20 protein-coding genes and 1 rRNA gene are annotated in these 19559 nt (G+C 43.5%); 10 read left to right on the top strand and 11 right to left on the bottom strand.

All coding sequences use genetic code 11. From position 1 onward, the window contains the following. Window positions 1–7: 7 nt before the first annotated feature. Window positions 8–122, top strand: a 5S ribosomal RNA gene (gene rrf / locus FTU55_RS10620). A gap of 267 nt (window positions 123–389) precedes the next feature. Then, complete coding sequence (locus FTU55_RS10615) at window positions 390–713, top strand: ankyrin repeat domain-containing protein (RefSeq protein ID WP_075166981.1); 324 nt, start codon at window positions 390–392, stop codon at window positions 711–713. Between the two features lie 61 nt (window positions 714–774). Here the strand turns inward: FTU55_RS10615 and FTU55_RS10610 are convergent, their stop codons facing one another. Then, window positions 775–1323: a type 1 glutamine amidotransferase domain-containing protein gene (locus FTU55_RS10610; protein ID WP_075175344.1), complete on the bottom strand. Its 549-nt coding sequence runs from the start codon at window positions 1321–1323 to the stop codon at window positions 775–777. A gap of 152 nt (window positions 1324–1475) precedes the next feature. Next, window positions 1476–2018, bottom strand: coding sequence for a lytic transglycosylase domain-containing protein (locus tag FTU55_RS10605; protein ID WP_005178276.1), 543 nt, complete (start codon window positions 2016–2018; stop codon window positions 1476–1478). 312 nt (window positions 2019–2330) lie between these two features. Here FTU55_RS10605 and FTU55_RS10600 point away from each other — a divergent pair, with 312 nt between their 5' ends. Both FTU55_RS10600 and ybaK read left to right on the top strand, forming a co-directional pair. Continuing rightward, window positions 2331–3956, top strand: coding sequence for a Na/Pi cotransporter family protein (locus FTU55_RS10600; RefSeq protein WP_180047053.1), 1626 nt, complete (start codon window positions 2331–2333; stop codon window positions 3954–3956). Between the two features lie 75 nt (window positions 3957–4031). Continuing rightward, window positions 4032–4502, top strand: a complete 471-nt coding sequence (ybaK, locus tag FTU55_RS10595; RefSeq protein WP_005178272.1) for a Cys-tRNA(Pro) deacylase — start codon at window positions 4032–4034, stop codon at window positions 4500–4502. Between the two features lie 33 nt (window positions 4503–4535). On the opposite strand, the gene FTU55_RS10590 is transcribed toward ybaK, so the two are convergent. Together FTU55_RS10590 and FTU55_RS10585 are read right to left on the bottom strand one after the other, a co-directional pair. Next, complete coding sequence (locus tag FTU55_RS10590; protein ID WP_160255566.1) at window positions 4536–5228, bottom strand: LrgB family protein; 693 nt, start codon at window positions 5226–5228, stop codon at window positions 4536–4538. A 1-nt stretch (window position 5229) separates the two neighbouring features. Continuing rightward, window positions 5230–5643 carry a CidA/LrgA family protein gene (locus tag FTU55_RS10585; RefSeq protein ID WP_005178267.1) on the bottom strand — a complete coding sequence of 138 codons (414 nt, stop codon included), beginning with the start codon at window positions 5641–5643 and terminating at the stop codon, window positions 5230–5232. Between the two features lie 101 nt (window positions 5644–5744). On the opposite strand from FTU55_RS10585, the gene FTU55_RS10580 reads away from it, so the two are divergent. Further along, window positions 5745–6644 (top strand): LysR substrate-binding domain-containing protein, encoded by a 900-nt coding sequence (locus FTU55_RS10580; protein ID WP_180047051.1) that lies wholly within the window; start codon window positions 5745–5747, stop codon window positions 6642–6644. 79 nt (window positions 6645–6723) lie between these two features. On the opposite strand, the gene FTU55_RS10575 is transcribed toward FTU55_RS10580, so the two are convergent. From FTU55_RS10575 to tusD, 4 genes are read right to left on the bottom strand one after another with little or no spacing between them, the layout of a single operon-like run. Beyond that, window positions 6724–7035, bottom strand: a complete 312-nt coding sequence (locus FTU55_RS10575; protein ID WP_005178263.1) for a TusE/DsrC/DsvC family sulfur relay protein — start codon at window positions 7033–7035, stop codon at window positions 6724–6726. 18 nt (window positions 7036–7053) lie between these two features. Further along, complete coding sequence (locus FTU55_RS10570) at window positions 7054–7338, bottom strand: DsrH/TusB family sulfur metabolism protein (RefSeq protein ID WP_016658053.1); 285 nt, start codon at window positions 7336–7338, stop codon at window positions 7054–7056. A 17-nt stretch (window positions 7339–7355) separates the two neighbouring features. Further along, window positions 7356–7706, bottom strand: coding sequence for a hypothetical protein (locus FTU55_RS10565; RefSeq protein WP_168396887.1), 351 nt, complete (start codon window positions 7704–7706; stop codon window positions 7356–7358). A gap of 43 nt (window positions 7707–7749) precedes the next feature. Next, window positions 7750–8118: a sulfurtransferase complex subunit TusD gene (gene tusD / locus FTU55_RS10560; RefSeq protein ID WP_005178259.1), complete on the bottom strand. Its 369-nt coding sequence runs from the start codon at window positions 8116–8118 to the stop codon at window positions 7750–7752. A gap of 71 nt (window positions 8119–8189) precedes the next feature. On the opposite strand from tusD, the gene FTU55_RS10555 reads away from it, so the two are divergent. The 4 genes from FTU55_RS10555 to FTU55_RS10540 all read left to right on the top strand — a co-directional run bounded on the left by FTU55_RS10555 (window position 8190) and on the right by FTU55_RS10540 (window position 14181). Then, on the top strand, window positions 8190–9197 hold the full coding sequence (locus FTU55_RS10555) for an SDR family NAD(P)-dependent oxidoreductase (protein ID WP_180047049.1): 1008 nt from the start codon (window positions 8190–8192) through the stop codon (window positions 9195–9197). Window positions 9198–9331: 134 nt separating this feature from the next. Continuing rightward, window positions 9332–10726: a class II fumarate hydratase gene (fumC, locus tag FTU55_RS10550; RefSeq protein ID WP_016658056.1), complete on the top strand. Its 1395-nt coding sequence runs from the start codon at window positions 9332–9334 to the stop codon at window positions 10724–10726. 419 nt (window positions 10727–11145) lie between these two features. After that, a complete protein-coding gene (locus FTU55_RS10545) occupies window positions 11146–11598 on the top strand; it encodes a DUF2147 domain-containing protein (RefSeq protein ID WP_104471394.1) in 453 nt (150 codons plus the stop codon). Between the two features lie 222 nt (window positions 11599–11820). After that, on the top strand, window positions 11821–14181 hold the full coding sequence (locus FTU55_RS10540; RefSeq protein WP_180047047.1) for a TonB-dependent receptor: 2361 nt from the start codon (window positions 11821–11823) through the stop codon (window positions 14179–14181). Between the two features lie 139 nt (window positions 14182–14320). Here FTU55_RS10540 and FTU55_RS10535 read toward each other — a convergent pair whose 3' ends face one another. Further along, window positions 14321–15004, bottom strand: a complete 684-nt coding sequence (locus FTU55_RS10535) for a hypothetical protein (protein ID WP_168381814.1) — start codon at window positions 15002–15004, stop codon at window positions 14321–14323. Between the two features lie 1207 nt (window positions 15005–16211). Then, a complete protein-coding gene (locus FTU55_RS10530) occupies window positions 16212–16388 on the bottom strand; it encodes a hypothetical protein (protein WP_155756617.1) in 177 nt (58 codons plus the stop codon). A gap of 707 nt (window positions 16389–17095) precedes the next feature. Between FTU55_RS10530 and FTU55_RS10525 the strand changes: the two genes are divergently transcribed. Further along, a complete protein-coding gene (locus FTU55_RS10525; RefSeq protein WP_152342411.1) occupies window positions 17096–17587 on the top strand; it encodes a hypothetical protein in 492 nt (163 codons plus the stop codon). 106 nt (window positions 17588–17693) lie between these two features. Here the strand turns inward: FTU55_RS10525 and FTU55_RS10520 are convergent, their stop codons facing one another. Continuing rightward, the gene (locus FTU55_RS10520) at window positions 17694–19481 is read right to left on the bottom strand and encodes an acyl-CoA dehydrogenase (protein WP_168400113.1); all 1788 of its coding nucleotides are present in this window, start codon (window positions 19479–19481) and stop codon (window positions 17694–17696) included. Between the last annotated feature and the right edge of the window lie 78 nt (window positions 19482–19559).

Raw genomic sequence — 19559 nt, 5'->3', positions numbered from 1 at the left:
CAGTTGTGCTGGCGACAATAGCAAGAGTGAACCACCTGATCCCTTCCCGAACTCAGAAGTGAAACCTCTTAGCGCTGATGGTAGTGTGGGGTTACCCATGTGAGAGTAAGTCATCGCCAGCTCATTATTCAAAATCCCCCTGCTTAAACAGCAGGGGGATTTTTTTATGCAGAAAATTTATCTGGGCTTCCTCATCTTGTTTAAGGCCGCTTTTAATTTTTTGCTGATTATTCCTGCTTCTATTTAAATAAATGCCTCATCAGCCAGAATAATTAACAATCAATTTTTTATCTCAAAATTAAAGCTAACAATTTAAATCCATATATATCCCCAGATTCAGCTAAAATCTTAAGATCAATATGATCAAATTACGATTCTAAGAGCTCTTTATGAAACTGAATTCATTCTCTCCGATCCCTGAAGATGATGATGAACTGCATCTTCCTGAAATTGTATATTGGGCGTCACTCGGTGAGCTAGAGCAGGTACAGCAAGCCTTACAGCAAGGTGCAGATGCCAATGGTAGTGATGAGGAAGGCTATAGTGCCTTGCAGGCTGCGGCAGAAAATGATCATTTGGATGTGGTGAAACTGCTGATGAGCAAAGGGGCGGATATGGAGCATCGTAGTCCACATACAGCACTGGAGCTTGCTGAAATGGCCGGTAATGAGGAAGTGGTGGCCTATTTAAAACAGCTCAAAGGGTTGTCTTAATTTACTTGTGAAAAACCTCATCCGAAGATGAGGTTTCTTTTATGGATATGATTAAAAATCTTTAGGTTTCGGCTTCCAATTCTTGCACAATCGCCTGGTTAAATGCAGGAATATCGTCCGGATTACGTGAGCTGATCAGTACCCATTCACCGGTATTGCAGCGATGGACTTCTTCATCGACCCATTTTGCGCCGGCATTTTCCAGATCCAGTTTGATGGTTTTATAAGACGTCAGGTTTTTATCGCGAATCCGTTCGGCATTAATTAAAACCCACGGACCATGACAGATTGCGGCAATCAGTTTGCCCTGATCAGTAAAGTGCTGGATGATTTTATGCGCTTCGGGATTAATTCGAAGCGTATCGGCATTGACCGTTCCACCGGGAATGACCAGTGCATCGTAATCTTCCGGATTGACCTTATCGAGCGTTGTTTCCGGTTCGGTACTTAGACCAGGATCTTTATCAGCCTTGACCGTTTGAACTTCTTTTTGTTCTTCTGCTGCATGTATGGCTTCAATGCCTTTAGATTTCAAATATTCAAAGGGTTTGATCAGCTCATCCTGCTCCACACCCTGATTGGACGTAATGAATAATACTTTCTTTGGCATTTTCCCATCCTCGTTTCATGAATTCTTTTGCTACGTTAACAACTGAGGCTCAAGGCACTGTACTGGTTTTGACGGGAATATGTAATTGCTTGGCAATGATGTAAAAAAAAGCCCCATCAGGAGCTTTAAAAAAAATCGCAGGATAAAAAGGCTTAGAGTGCGCCTTTTAAATCATTTTGGTGCTGTTTAACCTGTTTGGCATAGCGTTTGCCTTGGCGTTTCATCTTCCAGCTGGAATGATAACCGGTAGGGCCAACATTATAATAAGCTAGGGCTTTAGGCCAGCTGCCGGCTTTCGTGTTATAGCGATTTAAAATGTAAGAGCCGCATTGAATATTGGAAGATTCATCAAACAAATTACTGCCACAGCTTTGCTGCCAATAACGCGGAATGACTTGGGTTAAGCCCACCGCACCGGCTGGAGATACCACATGACTGCGGTAGCTGGATTCCTGGCGAATCAGCGCGGCCAGTAACAGTGGATCAATTTCATAACGTTCTGCATGTTGCACAATCATCGGCGCAACACGGTTAGCGGTGTCAGGTGCAACCGAATAGGCTTTTTGGATACCGACTGAAAGTTTAGCGGAACGTTTGGCAACGGAGCCGCCTCCTAAAGGTGAGCAGGCAATCAGGCTAAGAGCACTGAGGCCAATAAAAGAGGTTTTCAATAATAATGGGATGGTCAGTTTCATTTTAAAATCAGAAAAAAGCGGTGATGCTGCACCAGATTAGCCAGTGCTCGCGAATATGTTTAAGGATGTTAGTGAGCTGGGCGATATCCGTCAAGCCAACGGCGGCCTAGATCTGCCGCTGTTTTGTTAAGTTTTGGCTCCGATACTCCTTGTTTGAAATATCTTTAGAGTGCATTGGAAGATCATCTTTCTACTTATTGTGCTGTTCACGTTTAGGTCACTATGCAACTTTTAGGGTATAAAGCGGCTTTCATCGCATAATCTCTTATATACTTAGATGGTTGAAAATAAAAATATTTATTGGGTAGTTGCATGCTAGAAGTGATTGCACAGTTGTGTGGCGGGATCGGTTTATTCCTGATCGGAATGACCTTAATGACAGACAGTCTGAAAGAGATGGCCGGGGAGTCATTGCGTTTATGGCTGTCTAAATTTACCGGTTCACCGATTAAAGCTATTTTTTCTGGCATCGGTCTGACTTTGGCTGTGCAATCCTCAACGGCAACCACATTGGCCACCATTGGCTTTGTTAGTGCCGGTATTCTGACTTTTAGTCAGGCCATTGGTGTGATTATTGGCGCCAATATTGGCACCACCAGCACCGGCTGGATGGTGGCTTTTCTCGGGGTTAAATTTTCCATTGCCCATATTGCCTTGCCACTCATTGGTTTAGGGGCCATCTTTAAATTATTCAGCCGTGGGCGACTGTCTTTATTCGGTTTAACCATTGCTGGTTTCGGCCTGATTTTCTTTGGGATTGACTTGCTGCAGGTGGCAATGTCCGGTTTTGCCGAGCGGGTTGATTTATCGGTTTTCTCCAATAATTCTTTTACCACACAGCTGATTTTAGTGCTGGTCGGGCTGGTGATGACCGTGCTGCTGCAATCTTCCAGTGCAGCCATTACTGCAACCTTGGCGGCTTTGGCCAGTGGTGCGATTGATTTGTCCCAAGCCTTAGGTCTGGTGATTGGACAAAATATTGGTACGGTGGCGACCGCGATTCTGGCGGCCATGGGCTCAACCGCCAATGCCAAACGTACCGCGGCCGTGCATGTGGTGTTTAACGTGATTTCGGCCGTGTTGGCTTTTATCTTGTTGAAACCGGCTTTTTTGTGGCTGGCGGAACATTCACAGGTCGGCACTTGGGATGATGTGATTATTGTCGCCGCGTTTCATACCGCTTTTAGTGTGCTGGGAACCTTATTTTTATTGCCCTTTTTAAAACAGTTTGAACAGTTGATTGTAGGTTTAATTCCAGATCGTACCCCTTCAATTTTATGTTATCTGGATCAGGCCAGTTTTTCGGTGCCGGCTTTAGCGATTAATGCTGCTTCTAAAGTGATTTATTGGTCGATTGGGCATATCCTGATTTTACTGAAACGTGCGATTCAGGAAGGTCGTTTGCCTTCCAATAGTGAATTACAGCAGCTGGATGAAATCTTAAAACGGGTGCAGCAGTATCTGGAAGATTTATCGGTTAGTGAAAATGAGCTGGATCAGCAGCGTTTAATGGCGATGCTGCGCCTGATGGTGTATTTACGTGTGCTGCGCAGTGATCTGGAAGCAGTAGAACATGCCGAGCATATCCGTACCCAGCCAACTATTTATCAGATGGGGCTGGATTATATTCATGTGCTGGACAATCACTTTCAGTATGTCGATGAGTTTAACCGCCTGACCGAAGTGGCATCTTTAAATCGTGAGCTGTTAAACCTGAAACAATGGGTGGAAGAGCAGCGTGCCGAAGCGCGTGAAAAAGTGATTGAATATGCCACGGTGCAACATCTGAGTGCCGCGCGCAGTCTGGAATTACTGGCCGCACAGCGCTGGCTGGACCGTTTGATTGCGCATACCCAGCGTTTGGCCAATGTCTTGCAGGAAACCGAGAGTATGATGGATGATGTGGAAAAGCGGAAATATTATGCTGCCACTCAATAGCCTAAGCTATACAGTGATTAACTTCTGCAGCAGAAGCTTTTATACTGCGAGGATGTTTATCACTGGGCAACTAAAATGACACCGGCCTGTAAAATTTTAAAATCCAATAAAATTGACTATAGCATTCATGAATATGAGCATGATCCGAACGCCAAAAGTTTTGGGCTGGAAGCAGCGGAAAAGCTGGGTTTAGCCCTGGCCGAAGTATTTAAAACCTTATTGGTAACTGATGATAAACAGTATTATGTGGCGATTTTACCGGTGCATGTGCAGTTAAATTTAAAGAAAGTTGCTACCGCGGTGGGCTGTAAAAAACTGCATATGGCAGAGCCTAAAGATGCTGAACGTTTAACCGGTTATCTGGTTGGCGGAATTAGCCCGATTGGGCAGAAGAAACGTTTAAAAACTGTGATTGACCAGAGCGCGCAAAGTCTGGCAAAAATCTATGTCAGCGGTGGCAAACGTGGACTGGACATTGGTTTAAAGCCGGATGATCTGGCCCGGGTGTTAAATGCCCAGTTTGCCGATGTGGTGGATGAGTCTTAATCTGCACTGATTTTATTTTAGCAGCGGATTCAGTTATAAAAACCGGACCACGCCATGAATCAGGGCAGGTCCAAAAATCACCATAAATATGCCAGCCAGTACCATACTTAAGCAGGCGGCCACACCTTCTTCACGATGGCGCATAAAGGCTTTAGAAGTACCAAAACCATGCGCGGCATTACCTAAGGCTGCACCTTGAGCAAAATGTGAATTCAGTTTGAGTGCGAGTAAGACGGCATCTGCCATAAAACCGCCGGCAAAGCCGGTCATCATGGTGAACAGGATTACCAGTTCAACCGAGCCGCCCACCTGTGTACTTAACTCCATCGCAAAGGGTGTAGAGATAGAGCGCGCCATCAGGCTATATGTGGTTTCCTGATTCAGCTGAAACAGCTGCGCCAGATAAAAAGCACTGATAATGCCGACACACATACCGATCACAATACCCATGCTGATGGCCAGCAGATGGCGTTGAATCAGCGCGCGATATTCATAAATCGGAATGGCAAAAGCCACCGTGGCTGGCCCGAGCATCCAGACAATCCAGTGACTGTACTGCATATAGCTGTCATAGGAAATCCCGAAATAGAGCAGCATGCAGATTAATCCAGCCGGAACTAGAATGGAGGGTAAAAACAGCAGCACCGGATAACGACGATACAGCTGTTTGGCCACGATATAGCCCAGCAGGGTGAAGATGAAGCACAGGCTTGCGATCAGGTTCATCTTAATCTCCTGACACATATGCGGTGTTGTTGGTATTTTTCCTGAGCCGCTGTTCCAGTTTAAAACCCCAGCACACGCTATAGGCTGTGGCGACCATTACCGCACAGGTGCCGAGCGTAATCGAGAGCAGCAGTTGCCAGCCTTGGCTTAGCAGTAAGTCGAGATCATTGATAATGCCGACCACACAGGGAATAAACAGCAGCATCAGCTCGGCCAGCATAAAATCGGCGCCTTGCTTGATCCATTGCAGTTGAAATATGCCACTTAACAGCGCCAGCAGTAACAGGATCAGGCCAATCACACCCGCTGAAACCGGCAGCTGGAATATCTGTTGGATCAGCGCACCGAGCCACCAGATCAGGATTAGCAGCGCAATTTGTATGCTGAGGACGGCAACACGGGAAAGTGACCACATCGTTGAATTACCCTAAAGGTTAAACACGACTGTATTTTAGATTTGACCTACCAAGATGATTATGAATAATGAAAAAATAATTATGCCTATTGGGAATGATGGTGGATTTAAAAAGCCTGAAAATACTGGTCAAGCTGGTGCAATTGCAAAGTTTTACCCGGACTGCAGATGCTTTGTGCCTGACCCAGCCCACAATTAGCAAGGCCATTCGGGGGCTGGAAGATGAGTTGGGCACTGCGCTGTTTCATAAAGGTGAAGCTGGGCGTAAACGTGAAGTGCAATTGACTTACCTGGGCGAGCAGATTTATCAGCATGCGCTACAAATGCTGCAACTGGAGCAGGCGATTTATGATTCGGTGGCGGAAGTTCATGCGCTAGAACGTGGTAAATTGACGCTGGGTTTGCCGCCCTTGGGTTCGGTGCTATTAAGCCGGTTAATTGCCAAGTTTCATCAGCAGTATCCGGCTATTGAACTGAGCTTTTTAGAGGTAGGCGCCAGCGGGATTGAAGCTGCTATTCTGGATAAACAGATTGATGTCGGGATTGTACTCGGCCATTTAAAACCGGTATTGGGCGGAATTCCAATTATGGATTCGCCACTGTGTTTGTTATCTGCCCGGAATTCTGCATGGCAGGGACGTGAAACGGTATCGTTGCTGGAACTGAAAGATGAGTCTTTTTTACTGTTTGCCGACAGCTTTACTTTAAACCAGATGATTCTACAGGCCGCACAACAGCTGGGTTTTGAACCGAAGATTGTCTGTAAAAGCAGCCAGTGGGATTTTATTGCCAAAATGGTGGATTCCGACGTGGGGATTGCGCTGTTGCCTCAGGTTTATTGTGAGCAGTTGCCTGCCGAGCGTTATCAGATCAGCCGTTTGTGCCAGCCTGAGCTGAACTGGACCTTGCGAATGGCCTGGAATACGACAGTCGCCATGAGTCCGGCCACCCGGGCCTGGTTAAGAATTATTGAAACGCATCCTGATGAGATTCATTTCTAAAGTAAGAATTAAAGGATTATCGTGTGAAATCAGATTCATCTACAGCGCTAAACCTCTGAACAGATGAATCTTCCTCCAATTACAGGCAATTCGCCGGTTTGGGAATACCGGCCAGACGGCTTAAATGCCGCGCCACCAGTCCGGTGTTAAAACGCTCTTGCAAGAGGGCATTATTAATCTCAGGGCTGACCGTTTTCATCAGAAACTTGATTAACGGGCGAGTCGCCGGAGAATGACCAAACTGCTGATAAAACTGGCGCACAGCCTGCAAAATTTCAAAATGCCAATCTTCCAGTTCCAGCTCCAGGCTTTTGGCCAGCTCTTGCGCTACAGTTTCATTCCAGATGGTGTAATCGACCAAATGACCATCTTGGTCCAGTTCAAGATTCATAACACACTCAAAGCTTGTTTATTTTAAAGAGATACAACGGCTATAAGCCAGACACAGCTCGGCAAAGGTAGCATAGTTTAAACTGTGCAGATGGGCAGGCAATGGCTGGACCAGCAGCTCTAGATCATGCTCCAGTGCAAACAGGGTGCCGCATTGCTGACAAAATGGGTGATCAATGGCCAATACTGCATCACCCATCAGCACCACTGCATCGCCTTCACTATACAGACGTGAAACTTTGTCCAGCATGGCCGGGGTAGTATGGAAGCCGGATTGCAGCAGATATAAAGTATTTTGTGACATAACAGATTCCTTCCGGCTTACCAGTACAGCACGTGGTCAAAACGCTGGATAAAGTCCGCATTCAGTTCAATAAACTCGATTTCCTGCTGCGACTGGCTGACATAAGCTGAATGTTGATGCTGGTGTTCTACCAGAATCGGGCTTAAATCATAAAACTCAAAACTTTCGACCATATTCGAGGCCAGCTTGAAGGCGTGTTTGAGCTGGTCAAAAGCCAAATCTCTTTTGAGCAGACTTAGGGCAGCATCCTGTAATAACACTTTGACTTCACAGCCAAAAGTGGCCAGTACCATAGTCGCAGACAGGCTTTCATGTACCTGCTGGCTGCTTAAATTGGCCTGGCTTAAAATGACGAGTACAGTTTTCACACAATTTACCTTTTAAATGCAACAAATTCTCAAATAGAACCACTTAGAATTGAAGAAGGCGATCTGCAGATTGCACTGCATCGGCAAGTTCGCCCAGACCAACCAATTCAAAGCCCGCGGCTAAATTGTGTTGATGAAGTTGATGACGTTTGGCATTGTCCTGATCGGTAATTCCGCGTAACAGTGCCGCACTGACACAAACCGGCAAACGAATCGACAGTTTTTGCCATTCCGATTTTAACTGTCGCTGATCATCGGGTAGCCATTGTAAATCGTTAGCGACCATAACAGCGTCCTGATAGAAGAACACCCGGAAATCTTCATTCTTGCTCTGCAAGGCTTGAGCCAGACCCAACGCATGCCAGGCATGAATTGAGGTTGGCGCGGAGGTAATTAGTAATAAGGTACTCATCAAAATTCACTAATGAAATGTTCCCGCAACACAGGGGGCATTCAGACTTCATAAGAAAAAGGTAGTATACAATGATTTTAGTGACTGGTGGTTTAGGCTTTATAGGCTCGCATATTGCATTAAGTCTGATGGCTCAAGGGCAAGAAGTCATTATTGTCGACAATTTATCCAATGCCAATTTACAAACCTTAGAACGACTTGAATATATTTTGGGCATGTATGTGCCTTTTGCCAAAATTGATATTCGTAACACCCCGGCCTTAAATAAAGTCTTTGAACAGTATTCGGTCGATGCAGTGGTGCATACGGCCAGCTTTAAATCGCTGGAAGAATCGGTCCTGAAACCGCTTGAATATTATAATGATAATGTCAGCTGTATTATGAGTCTGCTGCGTGCCATGCAGCGTACCGGGGTACGTGTGCTGGCACATTTATCTAGCTTAACCGTGTATGGCCAATCCAGCCTGCAACTGAAAGAAGATCTGCCATTTCAGTATGCTTATCCGAATCCGTATATCAAATCTCAGCAGATGGCTGAGGAAATTATTCAGGATACTTTTAAAACCGACAATGAATGGAAAATTGCCTTATTGCGCTTGGGCAATATTGCTGGTGCCTTTGAACATGGGGTACTGGGTGAGATGGTACCGCCACTGCCAAAAAATATTGTACCCCTGGCGATGCAGGTCGGGGCGCGGCAACGCGAATTTATCGAGCTGCGTAAACAGGCCCAAACTGAAGACAAGACTGTTGAACGTAGTTTCCTGCATGTACTGGATTGTTGTGAAGCGGTGTCTTTAACCCTGCAATGGCTATTCCAGCAACAGCATGTTTGTGAAGCCTTTAATATTGCCGGCGAGGCGATTTCGATCCAGCAGCTGTTAAATGAAATTTCGAGCGTCACCGGTACCGAAATTAAAACGGTCGATGCTGATGTATATCCCTATGCCGAACTGGATCAGGTCGCGGCCAATATTAGTAAAGCCAAAGAGGTACTGGGCTGGCAGCCGAAACGCTCGATTCAGCAGATGCTGGAAGATGAATGGCGCTTTTATCAGCACACCTTGCGCGGGCAATGATAAATTTAATCATGATAATAATTATCATTTACAATTTTATCCGCCTGACCTAAGATGAATATATTCGCCATAGCCGCTGCATCAGGGCAGCGTTATAACAGCATTGAGAACAGTAAGAATAGATAGGGGTGAGTATGCAAACACGTATCGAACACGACACCATGGGCGAAGTTGAAGTCCCGAGTGAGGCCATGTGGGGTGCACAGACTCAGCGCAGCTTACAGAATTTTAAAATCGGGCAGGAACGTTTGCCTCGTCCCATGATTCGCGCTATGGGCTTGGTAAAAAAAGCCGCGGCCATGACCAATGCTGAACTGAACCAGATTCCTCAAGAACTGTCGCACTATATTGTTGATGCAGCTGAAGAAGTGATTGAAGGCAAATGGGATAGCCAGTTTCCGCTGGTGGTATGGCAGACTGGTTCGGGCACGCAAAGTAATATGAACTGTAATGAAGTGATTGCCAATATTGCTAACCAGAAACTTGGCAATCCGCTGGGTGCACAAAAGCCAGTCCATCCGAATGACCATGTGAACCGTGCCCAATCAACCAACGATTCTTTCCCGACCGCGATTCATGTGGCTGCCAGTTTACAGATCAATGAACTCTTAATTCCGGCAGTGACCCGTTTAAGAGATACCTTGCAGGCCAAAAGCGATGCCTTTGCCGATATTGTGAAAATTGGCCGTACCCATTTACAGGACGCAACACCTTTAACCCTAGGGCAGGAATTTAGCGGCTATGTCTCGCAGCTTGATCATGGTTTAAAACGTTTGCATCAGGCCCTGGACGGTTTATATGAACTGCCGTTGGGTGGCACCGCCGTAGGAACCGGTTTAAATGCCCATCCGGACTATGCTGAAAAAGCCGCACAGCAACTGGCCAGCCTGACCGGTTTGGCTTTCGTTACTGCGCCGAACAAGTTTGAAGCTCTGGCTGGACGTGATGCTGCGGTATTTGCTTCCGGTGCCTTAAAAACTCTGGCTGTGAGCTTAAATAAAATTGCCAATGATATACGCTGGCTGGCCAGTGGGCCGCGCTGTGGTTTTGGTGAAATCCGTATTCCGGAAAATGAACCGGGTTCAAGCATTATGCCAGGTAAAGTCAATCCGACCCAGAGTGAAGCCATGACCATGGTGGTGGCGCAAGTGCTGGGTAATGATACGACAATTAATGTGGCTGGGGCTTCGGGTAATTTCGAGCTAAACGTATTTATGCCAGTGATTGCCTATAACCTGTTACAGTCGATTCAGTTATTGGGAGATGCCTGCAACAGCTTTAACGATCACTGCGCTGTCGGAATTGAGCCGAACCGTGACAAGATTGATCATTTCCTGCATAACTCGTTGATGTTGGTGACGGCACTGAATCCGGTAATTGGTTATGAAAATGCCGCCAAAGTCGCGAAAACGGCCTATAAAGAAGGGAAAACCTTAAAACAGGTGGCGGTGGAGCTGAATCTGGTCACTGCTGAACAGTTTGATGACGTGGTACGACCAGAAAATATGGTTTCACCGAATGCGAAATAAGTGTTGCATCTACCGGGATGGAATATGAGCAGCCATCCCGGTGGGCTAAAAAATCTTGCTTCATCACAACTATTTTTCCATCAGAACCTGTGCATGAAAGTGCAAAGTACCTATAAAAGAAAACCCAACATATGGATTGCTATATGCTGGGTTAGTTTGCGCTACTTAGTTATTACAGGCCATCTTCTCGTTTTTAATGACCTTGACTGCATCATAAGCCCTGAATGTGACAATAAAAAGAATTGCTAAAATTCTGGAAAAGAAATGTGAAGTATCTAGCAAAAATTGGATCTAAATACCACATAGATATTTAAAATTTATGAAATTATTATGATTTAATTTAGGAAAATGAATATAATTCAGGCCGCTGTGAAGCGTATCTCATTTCTTTATTGACTCTTTTGAAACTCTTTTTGCTTATGAATTTTAAATTGTTGGGGGCTGCGGCTCTATTGGCGGGTTTAACCAAAACTGTAGTGGCAATGCCGTTTGATCCTTTAATCGGGACATGGAAAGTGATTGATGATCGAACCGGGTATTATGTGTCGGAAATTGTGATTCGTAAAAACTCCAAAACACAGCAGTATAGTGCAGTAGTGAGCAAGCATTATCCGGCGGCGGGAGCGGTGAATCCGGACGTTTGTGGCAAATGTGAAGGGGCTTTAAAGAACCAGCCGATTTTTGGTATGGAAGTGCTGAAAGGCATGACCGGCAACCATAAGCAGTTTAAGCAAGGTCAATGGCTGAATACCCAGGATGGCCGGACCTATACCATTGAAGCGCAATTGAATGATGGCAAAGACCAGATGAAAGTATTTGGTAAAGCGCAACAGAGCAATACAACCAGTGCCATGACCTGGAAAAAGCTCTAATGAGCTTTGGCTGTTGAGCTGATTCTAAAAACCATTTAACTTCGTGTTAGATGGTTTTTTCTTTTTTTAAGAATCTAAGAATTCAAAATATTTCAATTCCCCCATTTTTCTTCCTCTCAATTGAGTTGCTGCATTTTCTCGATCTGCCAGAAAAACCAGAATAATTTTTTAAATAGACATAAAGTTATGTTATAACATAACACTTTTTAAAAGGGGGCTCGCATGAAATACAGCACACTCATGACTTTAATTTTATTGGCGATGCAACAGGCACAGGCTGAAGAGCCGATTACAATTCTGGAACCACTTATTTTTCAGGGGGATGATACTGACAAGAACCTGAACATTGCGCCTAAAGAACGCATTGAAACAGCCAATACCTTGGGCGATGCTGTTAAACATATGTCTGGCGTGCAAAGTAGCGCATTCGGTCCCAATTCGGGGGCACCAGTGATACGCAGTTTGAGCGGTCATCGGGTCGGGATTCTGGAGAATGGTCATGCGATCAATGGAATGAATGCTATCAGCGGTGATATTAATATTCCATTTGATCCACTATTTACTAAAAGCGTGACCGTACATAAAGGGACCAATACTGTACGTTATGGCGGACAGGCGATTGGTGGTTATGTGGATATAGATTCGGGCATCATTTCAAAAATGCTGGAAGAGAAAAGCGCCAATGTCGATGTGGTGTATAAAAAGGGCTTTAACGATTTTAGCGGGCATGGTATTCGCATTAATGTCAATAATCAGGAAAATCTGAGCACCAATATCCAGTTTTCTACCCAACAGATTTCATCTTATAAAATTCCCGGAAAGAGCAAAGCAGCCGTCTGTGATACAGCGATTATCTCGGAGCGAGGCGGGATTGATTCTGCTTTGGCAAGCGCCTGCCAGCGCGATGCCAGAATTGAACAGGTCTTTAATAAGGCACATCATCAATATTTAAATAAGCATGTTTTAGAAGATATCGCCCAAAATCCTCAGCATTTTTATGATTATTATGATGGCTTGGAGTCGGCCAAATATACTGATCAAGCGGTTTTAACCCGCTATGTGAATGGTGCCTACCGGGAATTTGTCAATGATCCCAACCCGGATTATGTGCCCAATACGCCAAAATATGTGGAAAGCCGAACCAATCAGGATGTTACGCCCAATTATCAGAAAAAACTGGGCAATAGCTATGCCAGAAATGAAAATATGGCAATCGGGAGTACTTACTTTTTAGACAATGGCTATATTGGAATTAGTGCCGATTATAAAACCAGTGATTATGGTGTGCTGGGTTTCTCAATGGAGAATAAATCTTTCCAGAGCGCTTATGAAGATGGCTTGCCGGTTACGGTGCAGATTAAACAGAACCGTTTTGCGGTTGATGCGTTACTCAGGGACCCACTGCCTGTACTTGATCATCTCCAAATTCAGGCATCAAAATTATCCAATCGCTCGGGTGAATATATTGGTGCAAGCAAAGCCAATGAATATCAGTTTGATAGCCATGCTGCCGAACTGGTACTAAAGCAGATGTCCTATAAAAATTTGAGCGGTGAAATTGGCACTGCTTTGAATGTACGTGATGTTAACGGTTCAGGAACACAGCGCTATCTCCCTAATGTCAAAACCACGACCCAGGCAGTATTTATCCAGGAAAAATTGGATTGGGAGCGGTTTTCAGTGGATGCCGGTTATCGTCATGAGAACGTTCAGCATGAGATTCAGGATCAGAGTTTTAAACTGGCGCGTAATGCGGCCAATAGCACCCTAAAAAATAAATCTTTTGCTCTAAATAGTTTTTATGTCGGTTCGAATTTTAAAGCGACTGATTATCTGGACTTTAGGCTGCAATATTCTAAGTCAGAACGGGCTCCTGAAATTAATGAACTGTATGCCAGCAATCCGCATTACTCGGTTATGACGCAGGAAGAGGGCAATCAGGCATTGAACAAAGAAAAAATGCAGGGGCTGGAATTAATCACGCATGTGAACTGGGATGCTGCGAATATCGCTGTAGCTTTATATCAAATGGATTTTGAAGATTATTTTTATTTGTCGCATTCCGGTTCATCCATGAGAAACCGTTTACCGCTGAAGTACTGGAAGCAAACCGATACTAAAGTGAATGGTTTTGAGGTGGATATGAACTACACTTTTGATTTAGACCATTTTGGTGAGGTACAGGTCGGTGGTTTTGCCGATCTGGTTAAAAATAAGGCCACCAATCCGGAAAGTTTACGTTTAAGTAATGATGGTGTGTATTTGCCGAATATGCCGATCAATCGTTATGGTGCCCACATTGAATGGACACGCGCAGATTGGTCAGCGCGTCTGGCAAGTATTTATTATGATCAACCGCGATATTTGGGGAAAAATGTGTCAGAGGAAGTGCCACTGCCGGCATATAACCTGATGGATCTGGATATTCGTAAAAAAGTAACTTTAAAAAATGCCAGTTTTGACCTGTTTATGAATGGATCAAACCTGCTGGATGAAGAGGCACGTCCACATAATTCGCCCCTGAAATATATTGCGCCGTTATCGGGCCGCGCTTTTCAGCTGGGTGTGACCATGCATCTTTAAGGGTGGGATTATCTGAATATTTTCCTTGAATACATTGGTAGGTGGACTGCTTGATGTATTGAGATGGAGACATTAGATATTCAGGTTAGGCCTCTTGAAGATGCTTAATCTGAATATTGAGGAGAAGCGAGCTATTGAATTATATGCGAGAAGCAATTGAATATAATAATTCTTGACGCAGGTCGGCATTGGTCTCTAAATCAAATAAGGTTTTATAAAATTGTTGATCTGTTTCATTTTTTTGATGATCCACAATTTTTTTAAGCTGGTATCGGTATTCAATATGCCCTGCATGAAATATATTTACGTTAAATCCCCATAATATTTGTGTGTAGTTCGGGGCAGATGAATCTAATTTATTTAATTCATGTTGATAAAGAGATGCAGCAGCTGAGTAGCAATCTTTAATTAAAGAAGAAGGCTTATTTAGTGTTTCCATTAACATACATTGAAAGTTTTTTATGTTAGGTTGTTTGTTTTGAGCCAAAATTTCTTCTGTTAATGTATAGGCTTTCTCAATATCTCCAATTCTAAGGTACGAATTCATTAAAAGCCGATAACGTTCTTTTTCAAGATTGATTTGCTTCAACTTGGGAATAATAGATTTAAGTTTCTTTAAGGTTTCTGTTTCATCATCAATATTTTGAAATTCTAAAATTATAGAGTTGTATTCTTCGATAATGAGTTTACTTTCAGAACTGAGTTCTGGACTAGCTTTTGAACCAGAAGTGTTCTCAATATAATTATTAGAAGGACTGTTACAGGCAGTTGTTAAACTGAGTGTTGTAAAAGATATGAATAGTGGAAGGATAATATTTTTCATAAAGAGATTATCTTGGGTAAAAGTGAATTTATGTTTTTTATAAGAAGAGATTAGGTTCACAAAACCAGCTTTGTCATTAGGTTTGCAGTATAGCTCAACTCCGGTTTAACAACTATGCGTTTAATATTGGGTTTGGGTGGTTTTTCTTAAATTGAACTTTACAATGACAGCGAGGCAGTCGATTCGAGGTTGAGGATGCCTCCGAGTTTTGAATATTATTAAAATTATAATAATTTTCTATTAATAATTCATTTAAAACGGCTTGGGTTGGCTAATTTTTGGCATAAAATATGTAATATTATGCAAATATATAAATTATAAATTTATATATAATTTTCAGCAGAATCTATCGCTGTAGTTTCTTTCTTTTTTTACTGCCTCCTCCTCTAGGGAGGCATTTTTTTTGAGGAGAAAATTATGCTCCATCTTCTATTCACTTTATTTGGCCTGCATGAGGTGACTGAAATCGACTACCTGCTCGATGAAGAAGAGAATGAAACGTGTAGCAATGGTTTAGATCAAGAGTATTAACAGCGCTCATCCCTATTGCTTCTTTCTCTTGGTCAAGACCTAAAAAGCTCAACCCACTGGTGGGCTTTTTTATGGCTTTATACATTGCTCCGGAAATTACAATCTGTACAAAAAATGATTAAAATTGAATGTGAAAGCTACAAATTTGAATGATAGTTTAAATCCAGATCTTCCAATAGGTGAGGTGAGCAATGAAACTATTAGCTTTGATTGGTGTAGGACTTGCAGCAAGTTATTGTTATATCAATATTAAGAACAGAAACTTAAATCTATCCAATACGGATTTCGATGAAAGCATCCACAAAGTCGTTATTCAGGACTTCTGGGTTTAGTGGGTAATTTTTTATTTAGATTATCGAAATGAGATAATTTAAATGAATGTTAATTTTTATGAGTGTCACATTATGACAACTTGTAAAATTTCTATTTATATAAAATTTGTATCAGGGCTAACTTCTGATTTTCTCCCAACGCCGTCCTCCAGAACAGGAGGCAGATTATTAAGAGCAGAATATTATGATCCAGTTCCTTCTTTGTCTGTTTAGCTTTCATAGCGCAACTGAAGTCGAATACACGGGTGATGATGAAGAAATTCGGCGCTGTCAGGATTGTCTAAAAGAGCGTGAATAGGCGCTATACCCGCATCCATAGAGCATAGAAAAATTGCCGGCTTGGCTTAGAACGGATCTTTTTTGACTTTTTTAATTTCAAGGGCAATCAAGATTGATGCAAAAACAAGCAGTCCGCCAATGATCAATAATAATGAATCATCTGCCTTGAATCCAACCCAGAAACTCAGGCCACTGCTGACTACACAGCTTAACAGTAGAACAATTAAAATTCCGTATTTCACGATACATCTCACATTAATTTTTTTAATCCCGTGATGATATACCTGTACTATGAACCGCTTGTGAAAGGAAAAAATATAGGTATAACTAGAGGGTCACGCTATACGCAGTGTTGTGATCGCTGGGAGATGAGAAGGTTTTTTTGATGCTTACTCGATGCTTAAGTCAACACACGCCAAGCGTTCACGATGCAGAGGATGATTAATGAAAGGCAAAGGTAGAACACAAACTCGCTGCTCATCGAGCTGGCCTGATCAAGTCTGTAGTAATAGAGAATAAAAACTAAAAATAGGATCGCAATAAGAAAAAGCATCGTTATTCTTTAAGTATGAGATATCTCAGCATAATAGATGAGAGTGCATTGAAGGCAAACAGTGTGTCATTTTAATATGGAGTGTTCGTGCTTATTGAACTACTAACTAGATGTTGATTAATATAAGATTCAAACTCAAGAACCCAATAAAGAAAAGAACCATCTACTAGCCCCGAATCAAAGTCCTTAAAAAGAATTACAAGCCTTCAAGTTGTTTCAAGCCATCTTTCCAGATTGAAGAATTTTAGAGCTAAAGCCGTCCTCATGTAGACACATGGCTTAAATAACATTGAATAAGATGTCATAATTGCTAAAATGCGATTCGTTTTTTATTACAGTTTTACAAGCTAAGAAATAAAGCTTTGTAAAACAGCAATCTATCTAGGAAAATTTTCAATGCTTGATATCTATTTAACGGATGTTCAGAAAAAGGTGCAATTTACCGATTATCCGGGTGAGCATCCTGTTAAATTTATTTTAAATTTTAAGAAAATTTTCCCAAGTGTGATGGAGCTGCTGCTGCCGGTGCTGCCTGAAAATGAAAACCTGGAAGAAATGACCTGGGAATCAACCACGGCAGATCTGGAATTATTTAAATTGCTGCTCAGTGGTTGGGGCCTGATTGAGCTGCGTTTAAATGCTATTGCGAAATATAAAGATCGCGCTTTTGCAGACCGTTTGGTGAAGCAAGCACAGCAAAAACGTCAGGACTATAAAAAATCACAAAGCCAATTGGCGACGGTAGAGCTGGACTATCTGTTTATGCATGAAGTTCATGCGCAAATTGATGCCGAGCTGGTCGAGCTGGGTGAAAAATTCTATTTACCGACCCTACGTGAATTGTGGCAGGGTAAAGTGGCGGCCAATGTCTTGAATGCACAATTCTAAACGGCATCTGCATTCTAGAAGTATATAAAAAATCCCCATGTAATAAACTACATGGGGATTTTCTTTAGAAGGTAGATATTTAAAACCTGCTTTCCATCATCCGGTTTTAAAACCAGTCACTGTGCATCGACAGGCAGGTATCATCAAATTCACTCAGTAATTTGGCCTGATGTTCAATTTCCGGTAATTCCCAGCGAATGAAATAGCGCGCCGCTTGCAACTTGCCTGCTAAAAATTGCTGATCTTCTGCCAACTCAGACTGGCCAAACTGCTGTTGCGCCTTGTTGGCCATATCCAGCCATAACCAGGAAATAATCACTTTAGCCATCATATCTAAATACAGGGCAGAATTGGCCAAAGCCTCATTGGTTTGACCTTGCATAAGCGCCTGTCCCAGTTTTTGTGTGGTGCTTTGTACCGTAGCCAGATGTTTGCAGAATTTGCTAGACAGATCCAGAATGGCCGGATGCTGAATCTGTTCCAGCGTGGTGTTGATGCGTTGCATCAGCAGATTTAAGCCTTTGCCATTGTGCTGCCATAATTTACGCCCGAGTAAATCCAGTGACTGAATACCAAAAGTGCCTTCATGAATCGGATTTAAGCGATTATCCCGATAATACTGTTCTACCGGATAATCACGGGTATAGCCGGCACCGCCAAGTACCTGAATTGCTAGATCATTGGCTTTCGGACCATAGGCAGACGGGAAGGATTTGACCACAGGCGTGATCAGGTCGAGCAGAATGGCGCTATCTTCCGAGCCACCCGCCTGATGTTCATCAATCAGTCGCGCGGCAAACAGGCACAATGCCAAAGCTCCTTCTACATAGGCCTTTTGCGCTAACAACATCCGTTTCACATCGCTATGTTCAATAATATTGACCGGTTTGCTGTCGCTATTTTTTTCACTGGCCAGTCGGCCTTGCGGACGGTTTCTGGCATATTCCAGCGATTCCAAATAACCGCGATAACCGATCATCGCGGCGCCCAGCCCAACACCGACACGCGCCTCGTTCATCATTTTGAACATATATTTCAGGCCCTGACCAGCTTCACCAATCAAATAGCCTAAGCATTGGTTATTTTCACCAAAATTCAGCACAGTCGATGTTGTCCCGCGATAGCCCATTTTATGTAACAGGCCAGCCAGTTTGACATCATTGCGTTCACCCAGCGTGCCATCTTCATTGGTCAGGAATTTCGGCACAATAAACAGGGAAATGCCTTTGACACCTTGTGGCGCATCCTGAATCCGCGCCAGCACCAGATGCACAATATTTTCAGTAATGTCCTGATCACCCCCAGAAATAAACATTTTCTGGCCTTTAATTTTGTAGCTGCCATCAGCTTGTGGAATGGCTTTGGTGGTCAGATCACCCAGAGAGGAACCGACATTCGGCTCGGTCATGGCCATGGTGCCGGAAAAGCGGCCATTGAACATCGACGGGACAAAGGTCTGTTTCTGCTGCTCGGTACCGAAGGCCTGAATCAGATTCGCTGCGGCGGCGGTTAAAAACGAATAAGCCACGGTGGCAGGATTGGCCGACATAAAATAGGCATTGGCAGCCATATTAATCAGTGTGGGAAGCTGCATACCGCCCTGATCATAATCATGCTGGGCACATAACAGACCGGCCTGGGCAAACTGTTGCCAGGCCTGTTTCACTTCGGCAATGGTATGTACCTGTGTACCATCAAAATGCGGTTCTTGCGCATCGCCTTTGGCATTGTGTGGAGCAAAATAGTCTGCTGCAATGCCGCGCGCCGTATCTAAAATGCTGTCGAAGGTGGCTTTGTCATGTTCCTGATAACGTTCCAGCTGGGTCAGCTGTTCGGCTGAAAATACCTGATAGAGTAAAAAATCCAGATCTTTTTGATTGATGAGTGCGGTCATGGGATGCCGTTGCCTGTTTTTATTGATTGCTCTTAGCTTAACAAGACTTGTATTGGCAGATAAATTGTCAATAATGAC

Origin of the sequence: Acinetobacter sp. YH12117 (genome assembly GCF_013418865.1) — a bacterium.
Lineage (GTDB): Bacteria > Pseudomonadota > Gammaproteobacteria > Pseudomonadales > Moraxellaceae > Acinetobacter > Acinetobacter indicus.
This window is presented reverse-complemented; position numbering and strand designations above follow the sequence as displayed.